Here is a 19,853-nt window from a genome sequence, read left to right as displayed (position 1 = left end):
GATCACGCCAGCCATCGCACGTGACCGGGGAAGGAACGTGCGCAGCGGACGGACGGGAGGCCCGTGGCGGCGCCGCCACGGGCCTCCCGTCCGATGTGCGCTCGCGACGTCAGTCGCGCGGCTGGATGTTCCAGGCGTCGATCACCGGGCGGCCGTGCTCGTAGCCGAGGATGCTCACCGAAGCGGTGCCGAGCTTGAGCACGGCACCGTCCTGCGGCGCCAACCGGATCCAGGCGGCGCCGAGTGCGCGGAGGACGTGGCCGTGCGCGACGACGATGGCGTCCTGGCCCTCGGCGAGGACGGGTCGCGCACGGTTCAGGATGCGCTCGACGCGGACCCGGACCTCGGCGGCGTTCTCCCCCGGGGTCTCGCCGGCCGGCACCCCGTCGGTCCAGAGGTCCCACGGTCCGTGGCGCAGCACCTTGATCTGCGGGGTGGTCAGCCCCTCGTACGCGCCGTAGTCCCACTCGAGGAGGTCCTCGTCGAGCTCCGGGTCGACGCCGACCAGCCCCGCGGTGTCCCGTGCGCGCTGGAGCGGGCTCGACAGCGCGAGCGCGAAGGTGCGGTCGGCGAGGAACCGACCGGCACGCTCCGCCTGCTCGACGCCGTTCTCCGTGAGCGGGATGTCCGTGCGGCCGGTGTGCTGCCCGCTCTTCGACCACTCCGTCTCTCCGTGGCGGACGAGGACGAGTTCGCCGGGGCGTTCCGAGGTCATGTGTTCCTTCCGATGAGCAGGCCGAGCGCGGCTGCGCCGACCGAGACGACGAGCATCCCGAGGCCGTTCAGGACGGCGAGCCGGGACTTGCCGGATCGGAGGAGCTGCACGGTCTCGACGCTCGCCGTCGAGAACGTCGTGTACCCACCCATCATGCCCGTCCCGAGCACGGCGACCATCGGGAGCGGCAACGCACCGGCCTGCCCGAGCCCGGTGACGAGCCCGAGCACGAACGACCCGGTCACGTTGATCACCAGCGTGCCGAGCGGGAACCGTCCGAGCGCGGTGCCGCTGACCCGGGCCTTGACCGCACCGTCGAGGAGGAAGCGCAGAGCGGCTCCGACTCCGCCACCGACGGCGACGGCGAGGAGTTCCAGCGGGGTCACGAGGCGTCTCCCGCCCGCTCGACAGCGCTCGGATCGACAGCGCCCGGACCGACCGTGCTCGGATCGACTGCGCCCGGACCGACCGTGCTCGGACGGAACCGACCCGCGACGAGGACCCCGGCTGCGACGGCGACCAGCCCGAGCCCGACGGAGAGGAGCGCGTACCCGGCGCCGGCGCCCCAGCGTCCGGCGTCGAGCAGCTGGGCGGTGTCGTCCGCGAGGGTGCTGTACGTCGTGAAGCCGCCGAGGACACCCGTGCCGACGAGGAGGCGGAGCGTGCGACGGCCACCGACGTCCGGACCACGGTGCGCGAGCGCCTCCAGGAGCAGGCCCAGGCAGAACGCCCCGACCACGTTGATCGCGAGGATCGTCCAGCTGATCCCGGCGCCCGGCGGGAACGCGGCGGCGAGCGCGGCCCTGGCGCCGGTGCCGACCGCTCCCCCGAGGGCGACGACGCCGAGGTACCGCCAGCGCAGGTGCACGGGACGTTCGGACAACGCTGGTGCCTCGTGGGGCGAGGGTCGTTCCGGGGACATGGCTCTCCTATCGCCGAGCACGCAGCACCGTGGCGCGTGCGACTCATCTCGGGATAGGGACCGTTGGCGGCTCGACCGCGGTTGGGTCCGGCAGGCCCCACTGCCGGGTCTGACGACGCACCCACTGTAGCGCGGCCGCCCCGGACCGACAGACTGGGTCCGTGACGATCTCCGCCCTCGCCTGGACGACCACCGGCCCCGCACGGGGACTCGACGAGGACGAGGACCTCGCGCTCGCGGCACTCCGCCGGAGGGGCGGCGTGGTCGACGTCGTGGACTGGGACGACCCGGACGTGGACTGGTCCGCGTACGACCGGGTCGCCCTCCGGTCCACCTGGGACTACGACGACCGCCTCACCGAGTTCGTCGCGTGGCTCCACCGCGTCGACGCCGTGACCGAGCTCGTCAACCCGCTGCCCGCGGTGCTCTGGAGCACCGACAAGCAGTACCTCCGCGAGCTCGACGCCGCCGGGGTCCCGACCACACCGACGCGGTTCGTCCCACCCGGCGAGCGCCCGGTGTTCCCGGCGGGTCGGTTCGTCGTGAAGCCGGCCGTCGGCGCCGGGAGTCGGGGCGCGGCGTCGTACGGTCCGGGCCAGCACGCCGCCGCTGCCGCCCACGTCCAGAACCTGCACGCAGCCGGGCAGGTCGTGCTCGTGCAGCCGTTCGTCGCGTCCGTGCCCATCGACGGCGAGTGGCCGCTCGTGTTCCTCGGCGGCGAGTACAGCCACGCAGCCAGCAAACGGGTGGCGTTGCCCGAGGCTGCGCTGGTCGAGGGGCTGTTCGCTCCGGAGGACAACACCCCGCACACGGCGAGCGCCGAACAGGTCGAGGTCGCCACGGCCGCGATGGCGCTCGTCCGCGAGCGGTTCGGGGTACTGCCCTACGCGCGGGTCGACCTGGTCCGTGCGGACGACGGGTCCTCGCTGGTGCTGGAGCTCGAGCTGGTCGAGCCGTCGCTGTTCCTGCCACAGGCCGACGCCGCAGCAGCCGACCGGCTCGCCGCGGCGCTGGTCGGCTGACGCGCGGTCCGTTCAGTCGACGACGGCGGCGACGGCCTCGATCTCCACCAGCTGATGGTCGTACCCGAGCACCGTGACCCCGAGGAGTGTGCTCGGCACGTCGTGGTCCCCCATCGCCCGGCGGACGACCTCCCACGCGGAGACGAGGTCGACCTGCCGCGACGACGCGACCAGGACCCGGGTGCTGATCAGGTCGTCGAGCGTCGCGCCGGCCGCGGCGAGCGCTGTCCGGAGGTTCGCCACGCACTGCTCGGCCTGGCCGGCGTGGTCACCGACCGCCACTGTCCGACCGCTCGCATCGAGGGGGCAGGCACCGGCGAGGAACACGAGCCGTGCCCCCGCCGGTGCCGTCGCGGCGTACGCGTACTCCGCGACGTCGCTGAGCGCTGCGGACCTGATGAGCTGCACGGCGGAGGGCATGCACCGACCCTGCCAGGGCCCCGCCGACCGCGCCACCCGCCGCGGACCGTCCCGCCGCGCGGCCCGGCCGCGCCGCCCGTCAGCGCCGCCCGATCGGGTTCGGCATCCGCCCCGCCCGGATCAGGGACTCCGTCTGGCCGGAGAGGTCGACCATCTGCACCGTGTTCCGGAGCTGCAGCCGGTTGAGGCACGAGTGCTCGAAGTCCGGCACGCGGAAGTCGATCGGCCGGGTCCGCCCGACGGAGCCGTCCACGCACTCTCCGACGAGCCGCCAGAACTGCGCTGCCGGCAGCACCCCGTCCTCGTCGAGGATCGCGGCGAGGTACCGGAGCACGCCGTCGAACACGTCCGTGAACACGCCGAGCGCGGCCTCGTCGTCGTCCGCGGGCTGCACGATCCGCTCGGTCCCGGCGGGCACGGCGACGTCACCGACGACCACGACCTCCTCGCCGATGTCCTTCATGAAGACCCGCGACACGACGCCGTCGCGGAGGACGAGCACGAGGTTCTCGCCGTGCGGCATGAAGAGCAGCTGGTGCTCGGTCAGGCAGTGCACGACCGGCCGGACGTAGGCGGCGAGGTACCGCCGCACCCAGACCACGGCGTCGAGCCCGGACTGCTCGACGAGGGCGGCGGCGACCGACCGCCCGCGCGCGTCCCGGTGCAGGAGCGCGGCCATCGTGATCGGTCGCTCCCCCGGCGCGAGCCGTGGCACGGGGCTCTCCCGCCAGAGCGCGGCGAGCATCTTCCGCTGCGGCGACACGACGTCGACCCGGTGGTACGCGTCGCCGGTGTAGCCGATCGACGCGTGCTCCCGCAGGACGCCGAACCCGGCGTCGGCGAGCACCGGGTCCGCCTCGACCAGCCCGGCGACCCAGTCGTTCACCGCCGGCGCCGCCCGCATGTACGCCGGCGACATGCCCCGGAGGAAGCCCATGTTCTGCACGGCGAGCGCCGTCTTCACGTACGACCGCGCCGGTCGCGAGCGGTTGAACGCCGTCCGGATCGACTGCTGCGGCTGGTGTTCGTCCGGCCCCTCGCCGAGGTCGACGAGGTCCTGCCGTCCGAGGTCCGGCGCGAAGGTGACCGCGATCCGGTGCTGCCACTGCCACGGGTGCACCGGGAACCACGTGTACCCGGCGGGGTCGAGACCACGGCGCTCGAGGGTGGCGCGGAAGCCGGCGACCGTCGCCGCGTCGAGCTCCGCGGCCCAGTGCTGCGCCTCGGTGCGGTCGGCTGCGAGCGCGAGGTGCGTGTGCTCCCGGCGGGCGGCGAGCCAGCGGTAGCGGAACCGTCCGCCCGTCTCCGGGGCGTACGCACGGTACTCGTCGAGCCCGAACCCGATCCGGCCGTTGGCGGCGACGAACGCCGGGTGCCCCTCGGTCATCGCGGCCTCGGCGTCCTGGAACGACGCGACGACGTCGCCGTCGGACCGTCCCCGGGCGAGCTGCGCGGCGGACGGACCACCCCGGCGGTGCTTCGCCGCGGCGCTCGCCAGCGTCGAGGCGATCTCCTCGAGGTAGGTGCCGAGGAGTTCGTCCGGGATGCCGAGCACGGCACGCAGGGCGAGCACGAGGTCCTGCGCGTCGATCGGCACGGGCGACCCCGCGCGTGTCCGGGTCAGGGATGCTTCGTCGAGCGCCCAGTGCTCGAGCGCGTGCACCCGGGCCCGGAACCGGTAGGTCGAGTCCCCGGCGTCGAGGACCCACGCGTCGCCGTCGGCCCGGGGCGCGATGAGCCGCTCGTGCGTGAACTCGGCGATCGCCTTCGCGACCAGGTGCCGTTGGGCCGGCTCGAGGTGCTCCGGCCGCAGGTGCGCGGCGGGGCCGTCGTCGTCGGGACGCCCGATCCGCCCGGTGTCGAGGACCGACAGCAGCGCCCGCTTGCCGTCCACGTCCACCACTCGTAGCGCTCGGAACCCGACCTCGGCGTTCTTCCGCTGCACGGCCGTGTTCCGCTCGTCCGGCTCGACGACGACGCGGCGAGCGCCGAGCACGTCCCGGCAGTGCTCCACGACGGCCCGCATCACCGCACTCGTCAGGCAGTGCACACGGCCACCGCCCGACGCACCGGCCGCCGGCGGCGGGGCGACGAGCAGGTGCATGCCGACGTCCCCGGGCTCGGCGTCCCACACGTCGGTGAGCAGCACGGTGGCCGGGTCGTACGTCTCGGCGTAGGCGATCGGCTCACCGTGGCGGCGGAGCAGCCAGCCCTGCTGGGCGGGGTCGTCGCCGACCGCACGGAGGTACGCGCGGACCGCGTCCACGTCGTGGTCAGGCATGCCCCACCAGGACGACGCCGGGTGGGCGAGCCACGACTGGACGACGGCGGCGTCCCGTCCCGGGTCCACGGGGTGCACCGACGGGAGGCCCGTGGCCCGGCCCGACGGGACCGCGACCGTCACCGGGGCGCTCACGCGGACACCTCGGTGGTGGCGGTCCGACGGTCTGCCGCGACGACGTCACTCGGGGCGGCGGTCGGGGCGGCGCTCGCCACGGGGTCGGGAACCGACCGTCCGCCGGGCAGGCCGAACTCCTGGAAGGCGATCCGTTCCTCCAGGCCGTACACGGCGCGCCCCGTGACGGACCGGATGATCGACGCGTTCCGCCACGCGCCCATCCCGAGGTCGGGGGCCGTGAGGCCGTGCGTGTGCTCCTCGGCGTTCTGCACCCAGATCCGCCCGCCGAGGGTGTCCACGTCCAGGTCGCGCCCGACCGCGAAGCGCCCCCGGTCGTCGCGTGCCACGAGGTGCTCGACCGGGGCGAGGAAGTCCGGTGTCCGCGGGCGGTACCCGGTGGCGAGGACGATCCGCGCGACCTCGTGGGTCGCCTCGGTGCCGAGCTGCCCGTGCCGCAGGGTGAGCCGGTAGCGGTCGGCGTCGGGCGACCACTCGGCGGCGACGACACTGGTGTCGGTGCGGAGGGTCGTCGGGACGGGGCCCCGCGCGCTGATCCGGTAGAGGGTGTCGTACACCTCGTCGACGAGGTCGGCGCTGATGCCCTTGTAGAGCCCGCGCTGCTCGCGGCCGAGGCGGTCACGGACCTCGCGCGGCAGGGCGTGGAAGTGGTCGGTGTACTCAGGGCTCGTCATCTCGAGCGTGAGCTTGGTGTCCTCCATCGGGAAGAACCGCGGCGACCGGGTGATCCAGTCGAGGCGGTACCCGCCGTCCCGGATGCCCTCGAGCAGGTCGCGGTAGACCTCGGCCGCGGACTGCCCGCTGCCGATCACCGCGATCGACTCGGCGTCGCGGAGCGCGTCGCGGGCGTCGAGGTACCCGGCGGAGTGGACGACCGGCCCCTCGAGTCCGCGGAGCGCGTCGGGCACGGCCGGCTCGGTGCCGATGCCGAGCACGACGTGGCGCGCCCGGTACCGCTCCGGCCCGTCAGCGGTCTCGGCGTGCACCGTGAAGAGGTCGGTGCCGTCGTCGTGCTCGACGGCGACGACCCGACGGCCCCACCGGAGCGTCCCGAGGCGGTCGGCCGCCCATCGGCAGTAGGCGTCGTACTCCACGCGCAGGGGGTGGAAGTCCTCGCGGATGTAGAACGGGTAGAGCCGTCCGGTCTCCTTGAGCCATGCGAGGAACGAGAACGGCGACGTCGGGTCGGCCATGGTCACGAGGTCCGCCAGGAACGGGACCTGGATCGTCGCGTCGTCGAGCATCATGCCGTGGTGCCAGGCGAAGCCGTCGGCCTGGTCGAGGAACACCGCGTCGAGGTCGTCGAGCGGTTCCGTGAGGCAGGCGAGGCCGAGGTTGAACGGCCCGATGCCGATGCCGATGAGGTCGTGCACCGTGGCGGTGGCGGTGGCGGTGCCGGTGGCGGTGCCGATCGTGCTCGTGCTCGTGCTCGTGCTCATCGCCGTGCTCCCGTCGTCTCGGTGGCGTGCCGTGCGCTGCGCTGCCGCTCGACGTGCAGTCGTCGGGCCGTCGCGGCGACGTGCCCGAGCGCCGCGACGACCTGGTCCTCGGTCGCCCCTGGGTTGAGCAGCGTCAGCTTGTTGCAGGGCCGACCGTCGATCACGGTCTTCGCGATGAGTACCCGGCCCTCGGCGAGCAGCGCCGCTCGGAGCGGCGCGACGAGGGCGTCCGCGTCGTCGTCGCTCACGTCGTCCGGCTGCCAGCGGAACAGCACCGTGCTCAGGTCCGTCGGCGCGACGAGCACCAGCTCAGGGTGCCGACGGACGTGCTCGTGCACCCGGCCAGCGACGTCGATCACCGTGTCGAACGCGCGTCCGATGGCCTCCGCACCGCTCGCCCGGAGGCTCGCCCAGAGCTTCAGCGCGTCCAACCGGCGGGTCGTCTGCAGCGACTTGTCGACCTGGTTCGGCTCCTCGGCGTCCTCGGGGTTGAGGTAGTCGGCGTGCCAGGCCGCGAGCCCGAGGTCCTCCGGCACCCGGACGAGCAGCGCGCTGGACGACACCGGCTGGAAGAACGACTTGTGGAAGTCCGCCGTCACGCTGCGGGCCCGCTCGACGCCGTCCAGGAGGTGTCGTCTGGTCGGCGACACCAGCAGGCCGCACCCGTAGGCCGCGTCGACGTGGAGCCAGGCCCCCTCGAGGTCGCACACGTCGGCGATCGGCTCGAGCGGGTCGATGCAGCCGCGGTCGGTCGTGCCCGCGGTCGCGATGACGGCCATCGGGGTCCGTCCCTCGCGGCGGGCGTCCGCGATCGCGTGGGCGAGGGCGTCCGGGCGCATCCGGCCGGCGGCGTCCGTGGCGACGTCCACGACGGCGTGCTCCGGCAGCCCGAGGACCATCGCCGACTTCCGGACGCTGAAGTGGCTCGACGCCGTGGCGAACACGACGAGGTCGTCGAGCGAGGGACGGCCACGTCGACCGGACGCCGGACCGCGGAGGGTCGCGGCCTGCCGGGCGAGCAGCAGCGCGTGCAGGTTCGACTGCGACCCGCCGGAGGTGAAGACCCCGTCGCCGTCCGCGAACCCGATCGTCTCGGTCGCCCAGCGGACCACACGGCGTTCGATCTCGGTGCCGATGCGCGACTGGTCCCACGTGTCGACCGAGGGGTTCACGGCGGCGAGCACGGCCTCGGCGGCGACCGCGGGGAGCGCCACCGGGCAGTTGAGGTGGGCGAGCGACGCGGGGTGGTGGAACCAGACGGCCTCGGCGCTGAAGAGTCCGTCGACCTCGTCCACGGCGGCCTCGGCGCTGTGGAGCGGGGCGTCGAGGTCGATCGACTCGACGCGTGCCCGCAGGGTCGCCGCGGGGGTGTCGGTCGTGGGGGTGGTCACGGCGGCGAACCGGTCAGCGGTGTGCGCGACGGCCGCACCCACGAGGTCGCGGTACCGCTCGGCTCGGTCGGTGTCCAGGATTTCGAGCTGTGGTGTAACGCTGTTCACGTTAGGTAAGGCTAACCTCACTTCGCTGTAGACGGAACCGCGAACGGGGGAAGAACGATCGTTCCACCTCCGGGCATGGGCGGTGGGCGCGAGGCGGAGCGGGGGCGGGCGTGGGCGCGGCGTCAGCGCCAGTCGATGCGGTCGAACTCCGCGCGCAGCCGCGCCGCCCGAGCGGGGTGCGTCTGGCCGACCCAGCCGATGCGGCCGAGCAGGTGCGCCCGGAACTCGGGGTGACCGTCGCGGTTCTGGGACGCCGGCCCGTGGCGGACGCAGTTGTGCAGGATCGCGTGGAGTCGGTCGACCTCCGCGCGACCGGGCGACAGTCGGTCGTTCACGACGACGCCCGTGACCGCCTGCCGGACACCCCGCCGGCGGACCCGGGTCTTGTGCGGGTTCACCTCGTGCCCCTGGTCGCGGACGATCCGGTCGACCCCGGCGATGAAGGCGTCGACCCGGGCGGCCAGCGCCGCTCCCCCGCTGAACGTCAGGTCGTCGGCGTACCGCGTGTAGGTCGCTCCGGCCGCGGCGGCCCAGCCCGTGAGCCGAGCATCGAGGTGCCGCAGGGCCAGGTTCGCGAGCGCCGGTGAGGTCGGCGCCCCCTGCGGCAGGTGCGCCTCGGCCAGCGCCCGACGGAGGGCGACCCGCTCGTCGAGGGACCCACCTCCGCCGCCGGGCATCGCGCGCAGGACGTGCGGCGGGACCTCGTGCACGCAGAGCCCGGTGAGCACGTGCGCCACCGGCTCCGCGAACCCGGCGTTCCGGAACACGCCGTAGACGCTCGGCGCCCGCACCGTGGCGAAGAACGAGGTGAGGTCCATCGTCACGACGACCTCGGTCCCGACGTGCCGGGCCGCACTCGTCACGATGCTCCGACCCGGCACGAACCCGTGGGCCGCGTCGTGCACCGGTAGGGTCGTCAGCAGCTCGTCGAGGACGGTGCGCTGCGCCCGGCGGAGCAGGTGCATCGGGGCCTCGAGCAGCCGGGGCGTGCGCCCGGGCCGGACCGTCCACGTGTGCCGGTAGTGGTGCAGCGGTCCGTCGGGGTCGGCGTGGCGGTTCCACCCCTTCGTGTCCGCCAGCCAGAGGAGCCGACCCACCGTGAGGTCGAGCGCCCGTGCGAGTTCCGGCAGCGTGTCGACGAGCAACGGCCCCTCGACGTGCCGAGCAGCGTGGACCGGGGCGACGGGGCGTGCGAGCACCCGGACGGGCCGTCGCCGGGTGCGACGCCCGTGCTCGGAGACCAGCCTCGGGGTCCGGGCGAGCACCGCGGCGAGCGAGCCGGGGGCGTCGGTCGGGGGTCGTGGGAACGCGTCCAGTGCGGCGGCCACGGCAGCGCCGACGATCACACGCTCGATCCCGACGACGTCGAAGCCCGCTGCCCGGAGCGTCGGGAGGTCCCAGGCGTCCGCGGCGAGGAAGCCGTCCGCGAGGGCGACGGCGATCGCGTCGAGGGGCGTGGCGTTCCCGGGGGACCCGTCGGTGCCTCCGTGCGGCGTCGCGCGCGGAGCGCGCCTGCCCGCTCGGGGCGTGGTGTCCTGCTGGTCCTGCGTACCCCGGGGTGACCCCGGAGAGGACGACGCACCGCGTGCGTCATCCGCCTCCCCCGGGAACTCCACGGGATCACCGTACGCGAGACCGCCGACGGTCGCGTCGGCCGCGGAGGGCGAACGCCCCGGCGCTCACGGACGCGGACCGGGAGACCACGGATCCCTGCACCCGGCGGACGCGGGACCCCGGGGACGACGAACGCCCCGCTCCTGCTGGAGCGGGGCGTCCCGTGGTGACCCCAGCGGGATTCGAACCCGCGTTACCGCCGTGAGAGGGCGACGTACTAGGCCGCTGTACGATGGGGCCGTGGACCCGCTCGGGAGCGGGACACACACGTTGTCGGACTCGGAGGCGAGCCACCTGTGGTGACCCCAGCGGGATTCGAACCCGCGTTACCGCCGTGAGAGGGCGACGTACTAGGCCGCTGTACGATGGGGCCGTTCCGACAACTCGACAAGTATGGCACAGCGCCCGCTCCTCGCCAAAACGAGGCGTGTCGCCCGGGTGTGCCGTTCGTACCGGAGCCGACCCCGTCGCGGCCGCGACCGGAGTGACGGCCTGGAGGCGCGCCTCCCGTCCGCCCGTCCGCGCGCGTCGATCAGACGGTGACGGTGTCGCCGGGGGCGATGACGACGACCTCGCCGCCGGGCTCGACCACCTCGCGGAGGCGGCCGACGTGCATGCCGAGGCCGACCTCGGACAGGGTCGCCTCGTGGATCGGGTACGCCCGCCGCGGGGCGACGGCGGCGACCCAGTCCATCAGTTCGCCGATCTTGAGCCACGGCGCGCCGATGGGGGTCGCGAGGACCTCCACGGGCACCGGCGGCACCGTGTAGGCGTCGCCCGGGTGGAACAGTCGACCGTCCACCAGCACTCCGGTGTTGTCGATGACCGGGATGCTCGAGTGGATCAGGTTGTGACGTGTGCCGTGGAAGGCGAGTCCGAACGGCCCGACCGTGCGCTGGTCGCCGTCGGTCACGACGTCGACCGGGATGCCGGCGTCGGCGAGCGCGGTGGTGACCCCGGCCGGGCCGATCACGACGGCGTCGGGGTTCGCGTCGAGGATCCGCCGGACCTGCTCGGGCGTGACGTGGTCGGGGTGCGCGTGCGTGACGACGATCCCGAGGACGCCCGTGAGGTCGACCGGACGGGTGAAGTTCCCCGGGTCGAGGACGAGCCGTGCACCATCGCGGGTCAGCACCTGACAGGCGTGTTCGAGCTTGGTGACCTCCATGCCGGCGACCCTACGCGCGCTCCCGACCCGCGGGCCGGCGGGACGGGGGCTGGCGCGGCGCGGCGCGGCGCGTTCCGCGTTCCGCGTTCGCACAACCGAAGTCACGGCGAACCACGGATGCCGGTGGTTCGTGGTGACTTCGGTTGTGCGAACGCACCGCACGCCGCCGACGGGCCGCACGCCGCGAACGGGACGACGCCGCCGCCGCACCGTGCGCTCACCGCGGCGGCGCCGTCGTCCCCCGCACGACGAGCTCGGCCGCGGCGGGCGTCAGCGGCCCCGTCGGCAGCCCCTCCACCTCGGCGAGCACCGCCCGCGCGGCCGTCCGCCCCTGGTCCTCCGGGTCCTGCGCGATCGTCGTGAGGCCGACCGTGGCCCCGTACTCGTGCCCGTCGACCCCGATGACGGACAGGTCCTCCGGCACCCGGAGCCCTGCCCGGCTCGCGGCGAGGAGCAGCCCGAGCGCCATCTCGTCCGAGGCGCAGAAGACCGCGGTCGGCCGGTCCGTCGGGTCGGCGAGCAGGGCTGCACCGGCCTCGACCCCGCCCGCGAACGAGAACCGCCCGTCCACCATCCACGTCGGACGGGGGTCGACGCCGCAGGAGGCCATCGCGTCGACGAACCCGTCGTGGCGCAGGTACGGCACGGCGACGTTCATGCCGTCCTCGTCCTGCCCGCCCATGTAGGCGACGGCACGGTGCCCGAGCGAGACGAGGTGCCGGACCGCGAGGTGCGACACGACCGCGTCGTCGACCCCCACGTTCCGGAGCCCGGGAGCGGGTCCGCCGATCACGATCATGGGGTGCCGGGCGAGTTCGAGCTCCGCGCGCTCGGTCTCGTCGAGCACGAGGGAGAGGAGCACGAGCGCGTCCACCCGGTGCCGGAGCATCGAGCGTCGGAAGGCCCGGTCGCGGTCTCCCCCGGGGCCGCCGAGGTTGTAGAGCACGAGGTCGTGCCCGGCCCGTCGGAGCTCGGCGTCGACCCCGCCGAGCGCCTTGACGTAGAACCACCGGTCGATCACGGGCACGACGACCCCGACCGCCCGCTGGCGCCCGGTGGCGAGGCCGGCCGCCGCCGAGCTCGGGACGTACCCGAGCTCGTCGGCGACCCGTCGCACTTGGTCGATCGTGGTGCCGGCGACGGACGGCAGGCCGCGCAACGCTCGGGAGACGGTCGACTTCGAGAGTCCGGTGACGGTGGCGATCTCCTGGATGCCCATGGATCCGGCCTGGAGGCGCGTCACCCGTCCGTCGGACGGCGCGCGTCCGACGCGTGGGCGGCGGTCAGGGCGTGCACGGCACGGCTCGCGGCGGTCGACGCGCGCCCAGCGCGGCGCGCACTGCGGCGTCCGTCCGCGACCTCGTCCCACCCGGCGTGCGCGTGGCCGCCGGAGGCACGGACCGAGCGGACCGGCGGGGTGTCACCGGGGTCGGACCCGACCCCGTCGACCTCGCCGGTCCCCGCGCGGACGCGGCGGAGCACCGACACGCGCCACCGGTCGAGGAGGACGACGGCGACGACGGCGACCAAGAGCGTCAGCGCCCAGCCGAGCGCCGGGCGCCCGGTGACCTCGCAGAAGATCGTCACGCCGAGGAACAGCACGCCGAACATGCCGACGAAGCCGATCGCCTCCTCGATGCGGGCGGTGGGACGGGTGGGTCCGCGCTGTGCCATGGTCGTCAGCCCTTCACACCGCCGGCGGTGAGGCCGGCCACGATGCGCCGCTGGAACACCAGCACGAGGATCACGAGCGGGATCGTGACGATCGTGCCCGCTGCCATGACCGCCGTGTACGGCTCCTGGTGTGGCTGCGACCCGGCGAACGACGCGATCGCGACCGTGACCGGCTGGGTGGCGTCCGATGACAGCTGGGACGAGATGAGGTACTCGTTCCAGGACGAGATGAACGCCAGGATCGCGGTCGTGAACACGGCGGGCGCGGCCAGCGGCAGGATGATCCGCCGGAACGCCTGGATGCGGGTGCACCCGTCGATGCGGGCCGCCTCCTCGAGGTCCCACGGCATCTCGCGGAAGAAGCTCGCGAGCGTGTAGACGGTGAGCGGCAGCACGAACGAGATGCTCGGGAGGATGAGCGCCTGGTACGACCCCATCCAGCCGATGTCCGTGAACAGCTGGAACAGCGGCGAGATGAGCGCGACGCCGGGGAACATCGACGCGGCGAGGATCGCTCCGGCGATGAGCGACTTGCCCTTGAACTCCAGCCGGGCCAGGGCGTACGCGGCACTCGTGCCCACGAGCAGCGCGATGATCGTCACCGTGACGCCGATGAACAGGCTGTTCAGGAGCGCGCGGCCGAGGTGGTTGCCGAGTGCGGTCGAGAACGCCGTCGTGTAGTTGGCGAACGTGAAGTGCGTGAACCACGGGGTCGGGTCAAAGGTGAACCCGACGTCGCGGAAGCTCGTCACGATCATCCAGTAGAAGGGCAGCAGGCACCAGACGGCGATCACGACGGCCTGGATGCCCGTGCGCCACTTCTGACCGAGGTGGCGCTTGACGCGCACCTGCGTGGTGTCGGTGGTGCGCTCGCGACTGCCGGCGAGTGAGCGGGGACGGTCGGCTGCGAGGGTCACTTGAGCTCCCCCTTCTGCTGGGCGGCCTGGGTCTGCACGACGTTGGCGCCGAGGAACCGCACGAAGATGAACGCGACGATGAAGATCACGAGGAACGTGATCGTGGACAGTGCGGAGGCGGAGTTGAAGCCCTGCCGGACCTGGTCGACCACGAGGATCGACAGGGTGGTCGTGGCGTTGCCCGAGCCGCCGCCACCGCCGGTGAGGATCGCCGGCAGGTCGTACATGCGCAGGGCGTCGAGCACGCGGAACAGGATCGCGACCATCAGCGCGGGCTTGACGAGCGGCAGCGTGATGTTCCAGAACCGCTGGATCGTCGACGCGCCGTCCATCTTGCCGGCCTCGTAGACCTCCTCCGGGATCAGTTGGAGCCCGGCCAGGATGAGGAGCGCCATGAACGGCGTGGTCTTCCACGTGTCGGCGATGATGATCGCCCAGCGGGAGGCCCACTCGCCGCTCGTCCAGAGGATCTGCTGCCCGAGGACGTGGTTGAGGACGCCGTTCGCGTCGAAGATGAAGTACCAGAGCTTCGCGGTGACGGCGGTCGGGATGGCCCACGGCACGAGGATCGCGGCACGGACGAACGCGCGGCCCTTGAAGTCGCGGTTCATGATGATCGCCATCCACACGCCGATGACGGTCTCGAGCGCGACCGTCACGACGGTGAAGAAGAAGGTGTTGCCCATGGACACCCAGAACTGGGAGCCGATGCTGCCGGGCGGGCAGGTGGTGTTGCCGCACTGCTGGGCGAGCCAGTGCACGTAGTTCGTGACGCCGGCGAAGCCGCCCTGCACGAACAGCCCGGTCGCCTTGTCCAGGCCCTGGTCGAGCTGGAACGACTGGACGACGGCGCTGACCACCGGGTAGCCGATGACGACGGCGAGGAGCACGATCGTCGGGCCGATGAGGTAGACCGCCCAGCGGCCGTGCTCGGCGTTCAGGCCGCCCTTCCGCCGCTTCGGCGGCTCCATCCCGGTGGGGTTGGGGATGGCGGCGGGGATCTCGGTTGCTGCTGACACGTGACGGCCTCCTTGCCGGGGTGTGTCGGGACGCGAGTGGGGGCGGGCGGGAGGCACGGTGCACGCTGGCACCGTGCCTCCCGTCCGATGCGGCGTCAGCCGCTGATCGGCGTCAGTTGCCGTTGCTGGTGGCCGTCTTGAGGGCCGCCTGCATGTCCTTCAACGCCTCGTCGACGCTCTTCGAGCCCTTGAGCGCGGCGTAGGTGTTGTCCTGGATCGCCTTCGTGACGGCCGGGTAGAACGGCGTCACGGGACGCGGCTCGGCCGACTCGATCGACTTGAGCAGGGTGGGCAGGTACGGCAGCTTGCTCGTGAGCTCGGAGTCGGTGTAGAGGTCACCGACGACCGGGGCGAGCGAGCCCTGCGTCGCGAAGAACTTCTGGGTCTCGTTCGACTCGAGGAACTCCAGGAAGTCGTGCGCGGTCGCCTTGTGCTTCGAGTAGACGCTGATCGCGGCGTTGTGGCCTCCGAGCGTCGAGGCGCCGGTGCCGTCCTTGCCGGGGATCGGCGCGATGCCGAAGGTGTCCTTCACCTTGCTCGAGCCGTCGGTCTTCGCGAGGTTGTAGACGTACGGCCAGTTGCGCAGGAACAGCAGCTTGCCGTTCTCGAACGCGGTGCGGCCCTGCTCCTCCTGGTAGGTGATCGCCTCGGCCGGGATGTTCCCGTCCTTGAACGCGTCCACGAGGTTCTGCAGGCCCGCCTTGGCGTCCGAGGTGTCGACGTCCGCCGCACCGCTGCTGTTCAGCACGGAACCGCCGGAACCGTTGATCGCTTCGGAGGCGTTCACCGTCAGGCCCTCGTACTTCGCGAACTGCCCGGCGTAGCAACCGATGCCGGCCTTCTTGGCGATCGAGCAGTCCTGCATCATCTCGTCCCACGTCGTCGGGGGCGTCTTGACGAGGTCCTTGCGGTAGTAGAGCAGCGCGCCGTCCGAGGTCTGCGGCGCGGCGTAGAGCGTGTCGTTGTAGGTCGCGGTCTTCACCGTGGCGGGCAGCAGCTTGGACGTGTCGATCTTCATCTTGCCGGTGAGCGGCGTCAGCCAGCCCTTCGCGGCGAACTCGGCGGTCCAGACGACGTCGACGTCGACCACGTCGTAGTTCTCGTCCTTCGCCTGGAAGTGCTGGACGAGGTCGTCGTGCTGCTGGTCGGCCTGGTCGGACTGCTCCTTGAAGGTGACCTTCTCGTCCGGGTGGGCCTTGTTCCACTTCGCGATCAGCGGCCGGACGACGTTCGAGTTGTCCTTGCCCTGCACGTACGTGATCGGGCCGCGGCTGTCCTGCCCGTTCTGGGCGTCGCCCGAGTTCGCGGATCCGCCGCTCGAGCAGCCGGTGAGCACGAGCCCGATCGCGGCGATGCCGGCGACCGAGGCGAACCGCACCTTGGCGCGTGTTGTCTTCACAGGGATGTCTCCTCATCGAGATCACCAGGCCGCGTCGATCGGGTGCTCACGACGATGCCTGGAGCAGGCGGCACTGCCCGCTGACGGATGAAGTTACGCCCGGAACGACCCCACCGCAACCGGTTGCATCGGTTCCGTGACCTGGTCGTGATGACCTTCCGACGGACGGTTTCTGCGAACTTGCCGAAAGTGTGCGCTCACTTTCCCGTGCCGCCTGGGATCGGCGTCGAACGCGTCGTGCCGGCCCTGCGGGGTTCCGCACGAACCCCGCCGTCGGATGCGGCGACCGTTGTCCGGCGCGCGCAGGCTCCGTAGCGTCGCGGACATGGTCCTGATCCCCTCCGTCTCCGTGCCCGGCCCCCGTCGTGTCGTCAGCCTCGACCTCGACGCGCCGCTGCCCGAGCTCGTCGCCGACGAGACCGGCTCCTCCGCGCTCGTGGTCGGCTACCGGGGCGGCTTCCCGGTGACGACGCTCGACGTGCTGCTCACCGACGACCCGGCCGATGCCCGGCGCGCCGTCGAGCCGCTCGTCGCGCAGACCGCGGACGCACCGGCCCCAGACGCCGGCGACGTCGTCCGGGACGAGGACCTCCCGCTCATCTCGGTCGTCGTGTCGACGATCGTCGCCCGGATCGAGACCATCACGACGCTCCTCGGCGTCCTGGAGCAGCTCGACTACCCCCGGTACGAGGTGATCATCGTCGACAACCGCGTGAAGGTGCCGGAGCACGACCTGCTGCCCGGCATCCTCGAGGGCCACAACGTCCGCCTCGTGGTCGAGCGCCGACCGGGTTGCTCGGCCGGCCGGAACGCCGGGGTCGCCGCCGCGAAGGGCGAGGTCATCGCGTTCACCGACGACGACGTCCGGATCAGCCCGCAGTGGCTCCGGATGATCGGATCACGCTTCGTCCGCGAGCCCTCCCTCTCCGCGGTGACCGGGCTCATCCTGCCCGAGGAGCTCTCGACCCCGGCGCAGATCTGGTACGAGGCCTACTACGGCGGCTTCAGCGGCGAGCGCACCTTCGAGCCGGTGACGATCGTCCCCGAGGACGCGCCCGGTGCGATGCGCCATGCCCGGGTCTCCGCGATCGCCCCTGACGGCACCGTGCGGAAGCACTTCGCCGTCTACGGCATCGGCGGGTACGGTGCCGGTGCGAACTGGGCCGTGCGTGCGTCGGCGTTCCGCGCGGCCGGCGGGTTCGACCCCGTGCTCGGCGCCGGTGTCCCCGCGCGCGGCGGCGAGGACCTCGCGATCTTCATCGACATCCTGTGGGGCGGCGGCCGGATCGGCTTCGAGCCGAAGGCCGTCGTGCACCACACGCACCGGCAGGACCTCGAGGGGCTGCACCACCAGCTGCACTCGAACGGCGTCGGGTTCACCGCGCTCATGTGCGCGCTCATCGCGAAGGACCGCCGGCACCTCGCTGCGCTGACCCGGCTCATGCCGATCGCGGCGAAGGTCAAGTTGAAGCAGCTCGTCACGCGTCTGGCGGGCAAGCGGGACGCGGCGCCGGAGACCGTCACGGAGGCGTCGACCACGCGCATCCCCCGGTCCCTGGCCTACCACGAGTTCCGCGGGTTCCCGGCGGGTCCGGCGGCGTACTTCCGGAGCCGGCGGTTCTGGCGTGACGTGGAGGAGGGGCGCTTCCGTCCCTGAGGCGCTGCGCCGCCGGGCCCGCGTCCGTTCGCCGGGCTCGGTGCCGCTGTCGTACGCGTCCGTCCGTCCGCCGGGCCGGTGCGCGCGCGTCGCGGTCGTCCGACGGAGCCGTCGTCGCACGACAACGACCACGTCGCTCCCCAGCGCCCGCGACGACCCGCGCCCGCAACGAACGACACCGCCGTCGTCGCACGACAACGGCCACGTCGCTCCCCCGCGCCGGCAACGCTCCGCGCCCGCGCCCGCGCCCGGACCAGCCCGCGCCCGGGAACCAGCCCGCACGCGGACCAGCCCGCGCCGGCGCCGCGCCCTACCGCGCCGCGAGCCGCCCGCGCACGTACCGCCACGGCCCGCCGAGCGCCGCGACGAGCTCCGCCCGCTTGAGCCCCGCCGTCGCCGCACGGAACTCGTCGTCCACCGGCCACCCGCCGACCGCGTCCACCGCTGCCGAGACCTGGTCGCCGCTGCCCTGCCCGAGCGCGCCGAGCTGCCGGAGCGCCCCGATCGCCCGCCGGAGCACGGCGAGGGCGGTCCCGGGCCGGCTCATCAGCTTCGCGACCCAGGCCCCGAGGCCCGTCCCGTACCCGAGTGCCTGCGATCGCAGGGCCTCGCGGTCGGCGCGGTGCTTGTGCCAGACGATCGCGGAGGGCTCCACGGCGAGCGCCCCGCCGGAGAACAGCACCCGCGTGAAGAGGTCCGGGTCCTCGCCCGCACGCGCCGGGGTGCCGGGGCCGAGGGCGACGTCGAACCCGCCGAGCTCGAGCGCCGCCTCGCGCCGGAGCGACATGTTCGCGCCGGTCCCGAACGCCCCGACCGAGAACGGGAACAGCGGCAGGTCCGCCGGCGGCTCCGCGGTCCGGTACACCCGGCGGTCGGTGTTGCGCGCCCAGGTGACCCGTTCGTCGAAGTACCGCTGCGTCGGGGTGCGGAGCTCCCCGCTCGGCACGAGCCCGGTCACGCACACGACGTCCGCGTCGCGGGCGTACGCGGCGGCGAGCGCCGCTGCCCACCACGCGTCGACGACCACGTCGTCGTCGACGAAGGCGACGACGTCGCCGGTGGCCGCCGCGAGACCGGCGTTGCGTGCGCGCGAGACCCCGGCACGGGCCTCCAGGACGTACTGCAGGCGTGCGTCCGCGAACGACGCGACCACGTCGCGGGTGGCGGACGTGCTCGGCGCGTTGTCGACGACGATCACTTCGAGGTCGTCCCACTCCGACGCCAGGACAGACGCGACGCAGCGTCGGACGTCCTCGGGTCGGTCGCGGGTGGCGACGACGACGGTGATGCGGCCGACGGGCGCGCCCGTCGGCCCGGCCGGGAGGCCCGTGGCGCGGAGTGCGCGCAACGCGCGTGCCGTCTCGGCCGGGTCCAGGGCGCCGCCCGGTCCGATCGCGACGTCGACGGACCCCGCGAGTTCGCGGCCGTCGCGGACGAGGAGCCGCGCGCGACGGAAGCCCTCGGCGTCGGCGAGCACGACCGCGTCGGCTGCGAGTGCCCGGTGCCGGTCGACGGCACCGACCCAGGCAGCTCCGGGCCAGGTCGGCGGCTCCGCGGCGGGCATCGCGGGCTGCAGGGTGAGCACGCCGGTCATCGTGGGACGGTCGGTCATGCTCCGATGCTCCGGTGGTGGCGTGCGGGGGTCAACGAGGGCCCCGGCGCGTGCGCGGACCTTGCGGTTTGCCGCCACCTGACAGCCGGCGCTCCCCTAGGATCGTGGGGATCCCGGGCATCAGGTCGGGGCACGAGGAGGACGCATGCCGCTGGACCCGATGCCCGAGTCCTCCGCTGTCCTCGAGGTCGTGCTCGAGGACGCCCCGACGTGTGTCTGCGGTCACGTGCGGGACGCGCACGAGCACTACCGTCCCGGCACCGACTGCGCACTCTGCGACTGCCCCCGGTTCCGCAAGAAACGCTGATGAGGGGCCTGGGTGCGGGAAACCGCTGCTTCCCCGCACCCGGTCCGACCCCG

The 19,853-nt window shown here is 73.0% G+C and carries 18 protein-coding genes and 2 tRNA genes; 3 read left to right on the top strand and 17 right to left on the bottom strand.

Features of this window, described 5'->3' with window-relative positions:
- Positions 1–109: 109 nt before the first annotated feature.
- From IEY20_RS00165 to IEY20_RS00155, 3 genes are read right to left on the bottom strand one after another with little or no spacing between them, the layout of a single operon-like run.
- A complete protein-coding gene (locus IEY20_RS00165) occupies positions 110–715 on the bottom strand; it encodes a histidine phosphatase family protein (RefSeq protein ID WP_175329015.1) in 606 nt (201 codons plus the stop codon).
- A complete protein-coding gene (gene crcB, locus IEY20_RS00160; protein WP_175329014.1) occupies positions 712–1,101 on the bottom strand; it encodes a fluoride efflux transporter CrcB in 390 nt (129 codons plus the stop codon). The genes IEY20_RS00165 and crcB overlap by 4 nt, the downstream gene beginning before the upstream one ends.
- Positions 1,098–1,598, bottom strand: a complete 501-nt coding sequence (locus IEY20_RS00155; protein ID WP_229727773.1) for a fluoride efflux transporter FluC — start codon at positions 1,596–1,598, stop codon at positions 1,098–1,100. The genes crcB and IEY20_RS00155 overlap by 4 nt, the downstream gene beginning before the upstream one ends.
- Before the next feature lie 200 nt (positions 1,599–1,798).
- Between IEY20_RS00155 and IEY20_RS00150 the strand changes: the two genes are divergently transcribed.
- On the top strand, positions 1,799–2,659 hold the full coding sequence (locus IEY20_RS00150; protein ID WP_175329012.1) for an ATP-grasp domain-containing protein: 861 nt from the start codon (positions 1,799–1,801) through the stop codon (positions 2,657–2,659).
- 12 nt (positions 2,660–2,671) lie between these two features.
- On the opposite strand, the gene IEY20_RS00145 is transcribed toward IEY20_RS00150, so the two are convergent.
- The 13 genes from IEY20_RS00145 to IEY20_RS00085 all read right to left on the bottom strand — a co-directional run bounded on the left by IEY20_RS00145 (position 2,672) and on the right by IEY20_RS00085 (position 16,224).
- Positions 2,672–3,079 carry a RidA family protein gene (locus IEY20_RS00145; protein WP_175329011.1) on the bottom strand — a complete coding sequence of 136 codons (408 nt, stop codon included), beginning with the start codon at positions 3,077–3,079 and terminating at the stop codon, positions 2,672–2,674.
- Positions 3,080–3,158: 79 nt separating this feature from the next.
- A complete protein-coding gene (locus IEY20_RS00140; RefSeq protein ID WP_175329010.1) occupies positions 3,159–5,495 on the bottom strand; it encodes a GNAT family N-acetyltransferase in 2,337 nt (778 codons plus the stop codon).
- A complete protein-coding gene (locus IEY20_RS00135; protein ID WP_175329009.1) occupies positions 5,492–6,934 on the bottom strand; it encodes a lysine N(6)-hydroxylase/L-ornithine N(5)-oxygenase family protein in 1,443 nt (480 codons plus the stop codon). Before IEY20_RS00135 ends, IEY20_RS00140 begins: the two co-directional genes overlap by 4 nt.
- Complete coding sequence (locus tag IEY20_RS00130; protein ID WP_175329008.1) at positions 6,931–8,433, bottom strand: pyridoxal phosphate-dependent decarboxylase family protein; 1,503 nt, start codon at positions 8,431–8,433, stop codon at positions 6,931–6,933. Before IEY20_RS00130 ends, IEY20_RS00135 begins: the two co-directional genes overlap by 4 nt.
- Positions 8,434–8,555: 122 nt before the next feature.
- The gene (locus tag IEY20_RS00125; protein ID WP_204620532.1) at positions 8,556–10,049 is read right to left on the bottom strand and encodes a reverse transcriptase family protein; all 1,494 of its coding nucleotides are present in this window, start codon (positions 10,047–10,049) and stop codon (positions 8,556–8,558) included.
- Between the two features lie 162 nt (positions 10,050–10,211).
- Positions 10,212–10,287: transfer RNA gene (locus tag IEY20_RS00120), tRNA-Glu, on the bottom strand.
- 57 nt (positions 10,288–10,344) lie between these two features.
- A tRNA-Glu gene (locus IEY20_RS00115) sits at positions 10,345–10,420 on the bottom strand.
- A gap of 159 nt (positions 10,421–10,579) precedes the next feature.
- The gene (locus IEY20_RS00110) at positions 10,580–11,215 is read right to left on the bottom strand and encodes an MBL fold metallo-hydrolase (RefSeq protein WP_022904244.1); all 636 of its coding nucleotides are present in this window, start codon (positions 11,213–11,215) and stop codon (positions 10,580–10,582) included.
- Between the two features lie 217 nt (positions 11,216–11,432).
- On the bottom strand, positions 11,433–12,434 hold the full coding sequence (locus tag IEY20_RS00105; protein ID WP_175329007.1) for a LacI family DNA-binding transcriptional regulator: 1,002 nt from the start codon (positions 12,432–12,434) through the stop codon (positions 11,433–11,435).
- Positions 12,435–12,454: 20 nt separating this feature from the next.
- The gene (locus IEY20_RS00100) at positions 12,455–12,889 is read right to left on the bottom strand and encodes a hypothetical protein (RefSeq protein ID WP_022904246.1); all 435 of its coding nucleotides are present in this window, start codon (positions 12,887–12,889) and stop codon (positions 12,455–12,457) included.
- Between the two features lie 5 nt (positions 12,890–12,894).
- Positions 12,895–13,806, bottom strand: coding sequence for a carbohydrate ABC transporter permease (locus IEY20_RS00095; protein ID WP_022904247.1), 912 nt, complete (start codon positions 13,804–13,806; stop codon positions 12,895–12,897).
- Positions 13,803–14,777: a carbohydrate ABC transporter permease gene (locus IEY20_RS00090; protein WP_022904248.1), complete on the bottom strand. Its 975-nt coding sequence runs from the start codon at positions 14,775–14,777 to the stop codon at positions 13,803–13,805. Before IEY20_RS00090 ends, IEY20_RS00095 begins: the two co-directional genes overlap by 4 nt.
- Positions 14,778–14,937: 160 nt before the next feature.
- A complete protein-coding gene (locus tag IEY20_RS00085) occupies positions 14,938–16,224 on the bottom strand; it encodes an ABC transporter substrate-binding protein (protein WP_175329006.1) in 1,287 nt (428 codons plus the stop codon).
- Positions 16,225–16,549: 325 nt separating this feature from the next.
- On the opposite strand from IEY20_RS00085, the gene IEY20_RS00080 reads away from it, so the two are divergent.
- A complete protein-coding gene (locus tag IEY20_RS00080) occupies positions 16,550–17,881 on the top strand; it encodes a glycosyltransferase (protein WP_188888820.1) in 1,332 nt (443 codons plus the stop codon).
- 310 nt (positions 17,882–18,191) lie between these two features.
- On the opposite strand, the gene IEY20_RS00075 is transcribed toward IEY20_RS00080, so the two are convergent.
- Positions 18,192–19,493 carry a glycosyltransferase family 2 protein gene (locus IEY20_RS00075; protein ID WP_175329004.1) on the bottom strand — a complete coding sequence of 434 codons (1,302 nt, stop codon included), beginning with the start codon at positions 19,491–19,493 and terminating at the stop codon, positions 18,192–18,194.
- Between the two features lie 145 nt (positions 19,494–19,638).
- Between IEY20_RS00075 and IEY20_RS00070 the strand changes: the two genes are divergently transcribed.
- Positions 19,639–19,800 (top strand): hypothetical protein, encoded by a 162-nt coding sequence (locus tag IEY20_RS00070; protein WP_022903341.1) that lies wholly within the window; start codon positions 19,639–19,641, stop codon positions 19,798–19,800.
- Positions 19,801–19,853 lie beyond the last annotated feature (53 nt).

Origin of the sequence: Curtobacterium luteum (assembly GCF_014646995.1) — a bacterium.
GTDB lineage: Bacteria > Actinomycetota > Actinomycetes > Actinomycetales > Microbacteriaceae > Curtobacterium > Curtobacterium luteum.
The sequence above is the reverse complement of the archived record's forward strand: the minus strand, read 5'-3'. Positions and strand labels throughout refer to the sequence as shown.

Coding starts and splice junctions, on each gene's coding strand:
- IEY20_RS00165 (WP_175329015.1), bottom strand. CDS start 715: ATGACCTCGGAACGCCCCGGCGAACTCGTCCTCGTCCGCCACGGAGAG.
- IEY20_RS00145 (WP_175329011.1), bottom strand. CDS start 3,079: ATGCCCTCCGCCGTGCAGCTCATCAGGTCCGCAGCGCTCAGCGACGTC.
- IEY20_RS00135 (WP_175329009.1), bottom strand. CDS start 6,934: ATGAGCACGAGCACGAGCACGAGCACGATCGGCACCGCCACCGGCACC.
- IEY20_RS00110 (WP_022904244.1), bottom strand. CDS start 11,215: ATGGAGGTCACCAAGCTCGAACACGCCTGTCAGGTGCTGACCCGCGAT.
- IEY20_RS00105 (WP_175329007.1), bottom strand. CDS start 12,434: ATGGGCATCCAGGAGATCGCCACCGTCACCGGACTCTCGAAGTCGACC.
- IEY20_RS00100 (WP_022904246.1), bottom strand. CDS start 12,889: ATGGCACAGCGCGGACCCACCCGTCCCACCGCCCGCATCGAGGAGGCG.
- IEY20_RS00090 (WP_022904248.1), bottom strand. CDS start 14,777: ATGGAGCCGCCGAAGCGGCGGAAGGGCGGCCTGAACGCCGAGCACGGC.
- IEY20_RS00080 (WP_188888820.1), top strand. CDS start 16,550: ATGGTCCTGATCCCCTCCGTCTCCGTGCCCGGCCCCCGTCGTGTCGTC.
- IEY20_RS00075 (WP_175329004.1), bottom strand. CDS start 19,493: ATGACCGACCGTCCCACGATGACCGGCGTGCTCACCCTGCAGCCCGCG.
- IEY20_RS00070 (WP_022903341.1), top strand. CDS start 19,639: ATGCCGCTGGACCCGATGCCCGAGTCCTCCGCTGTCCTCGAGGTCGTG.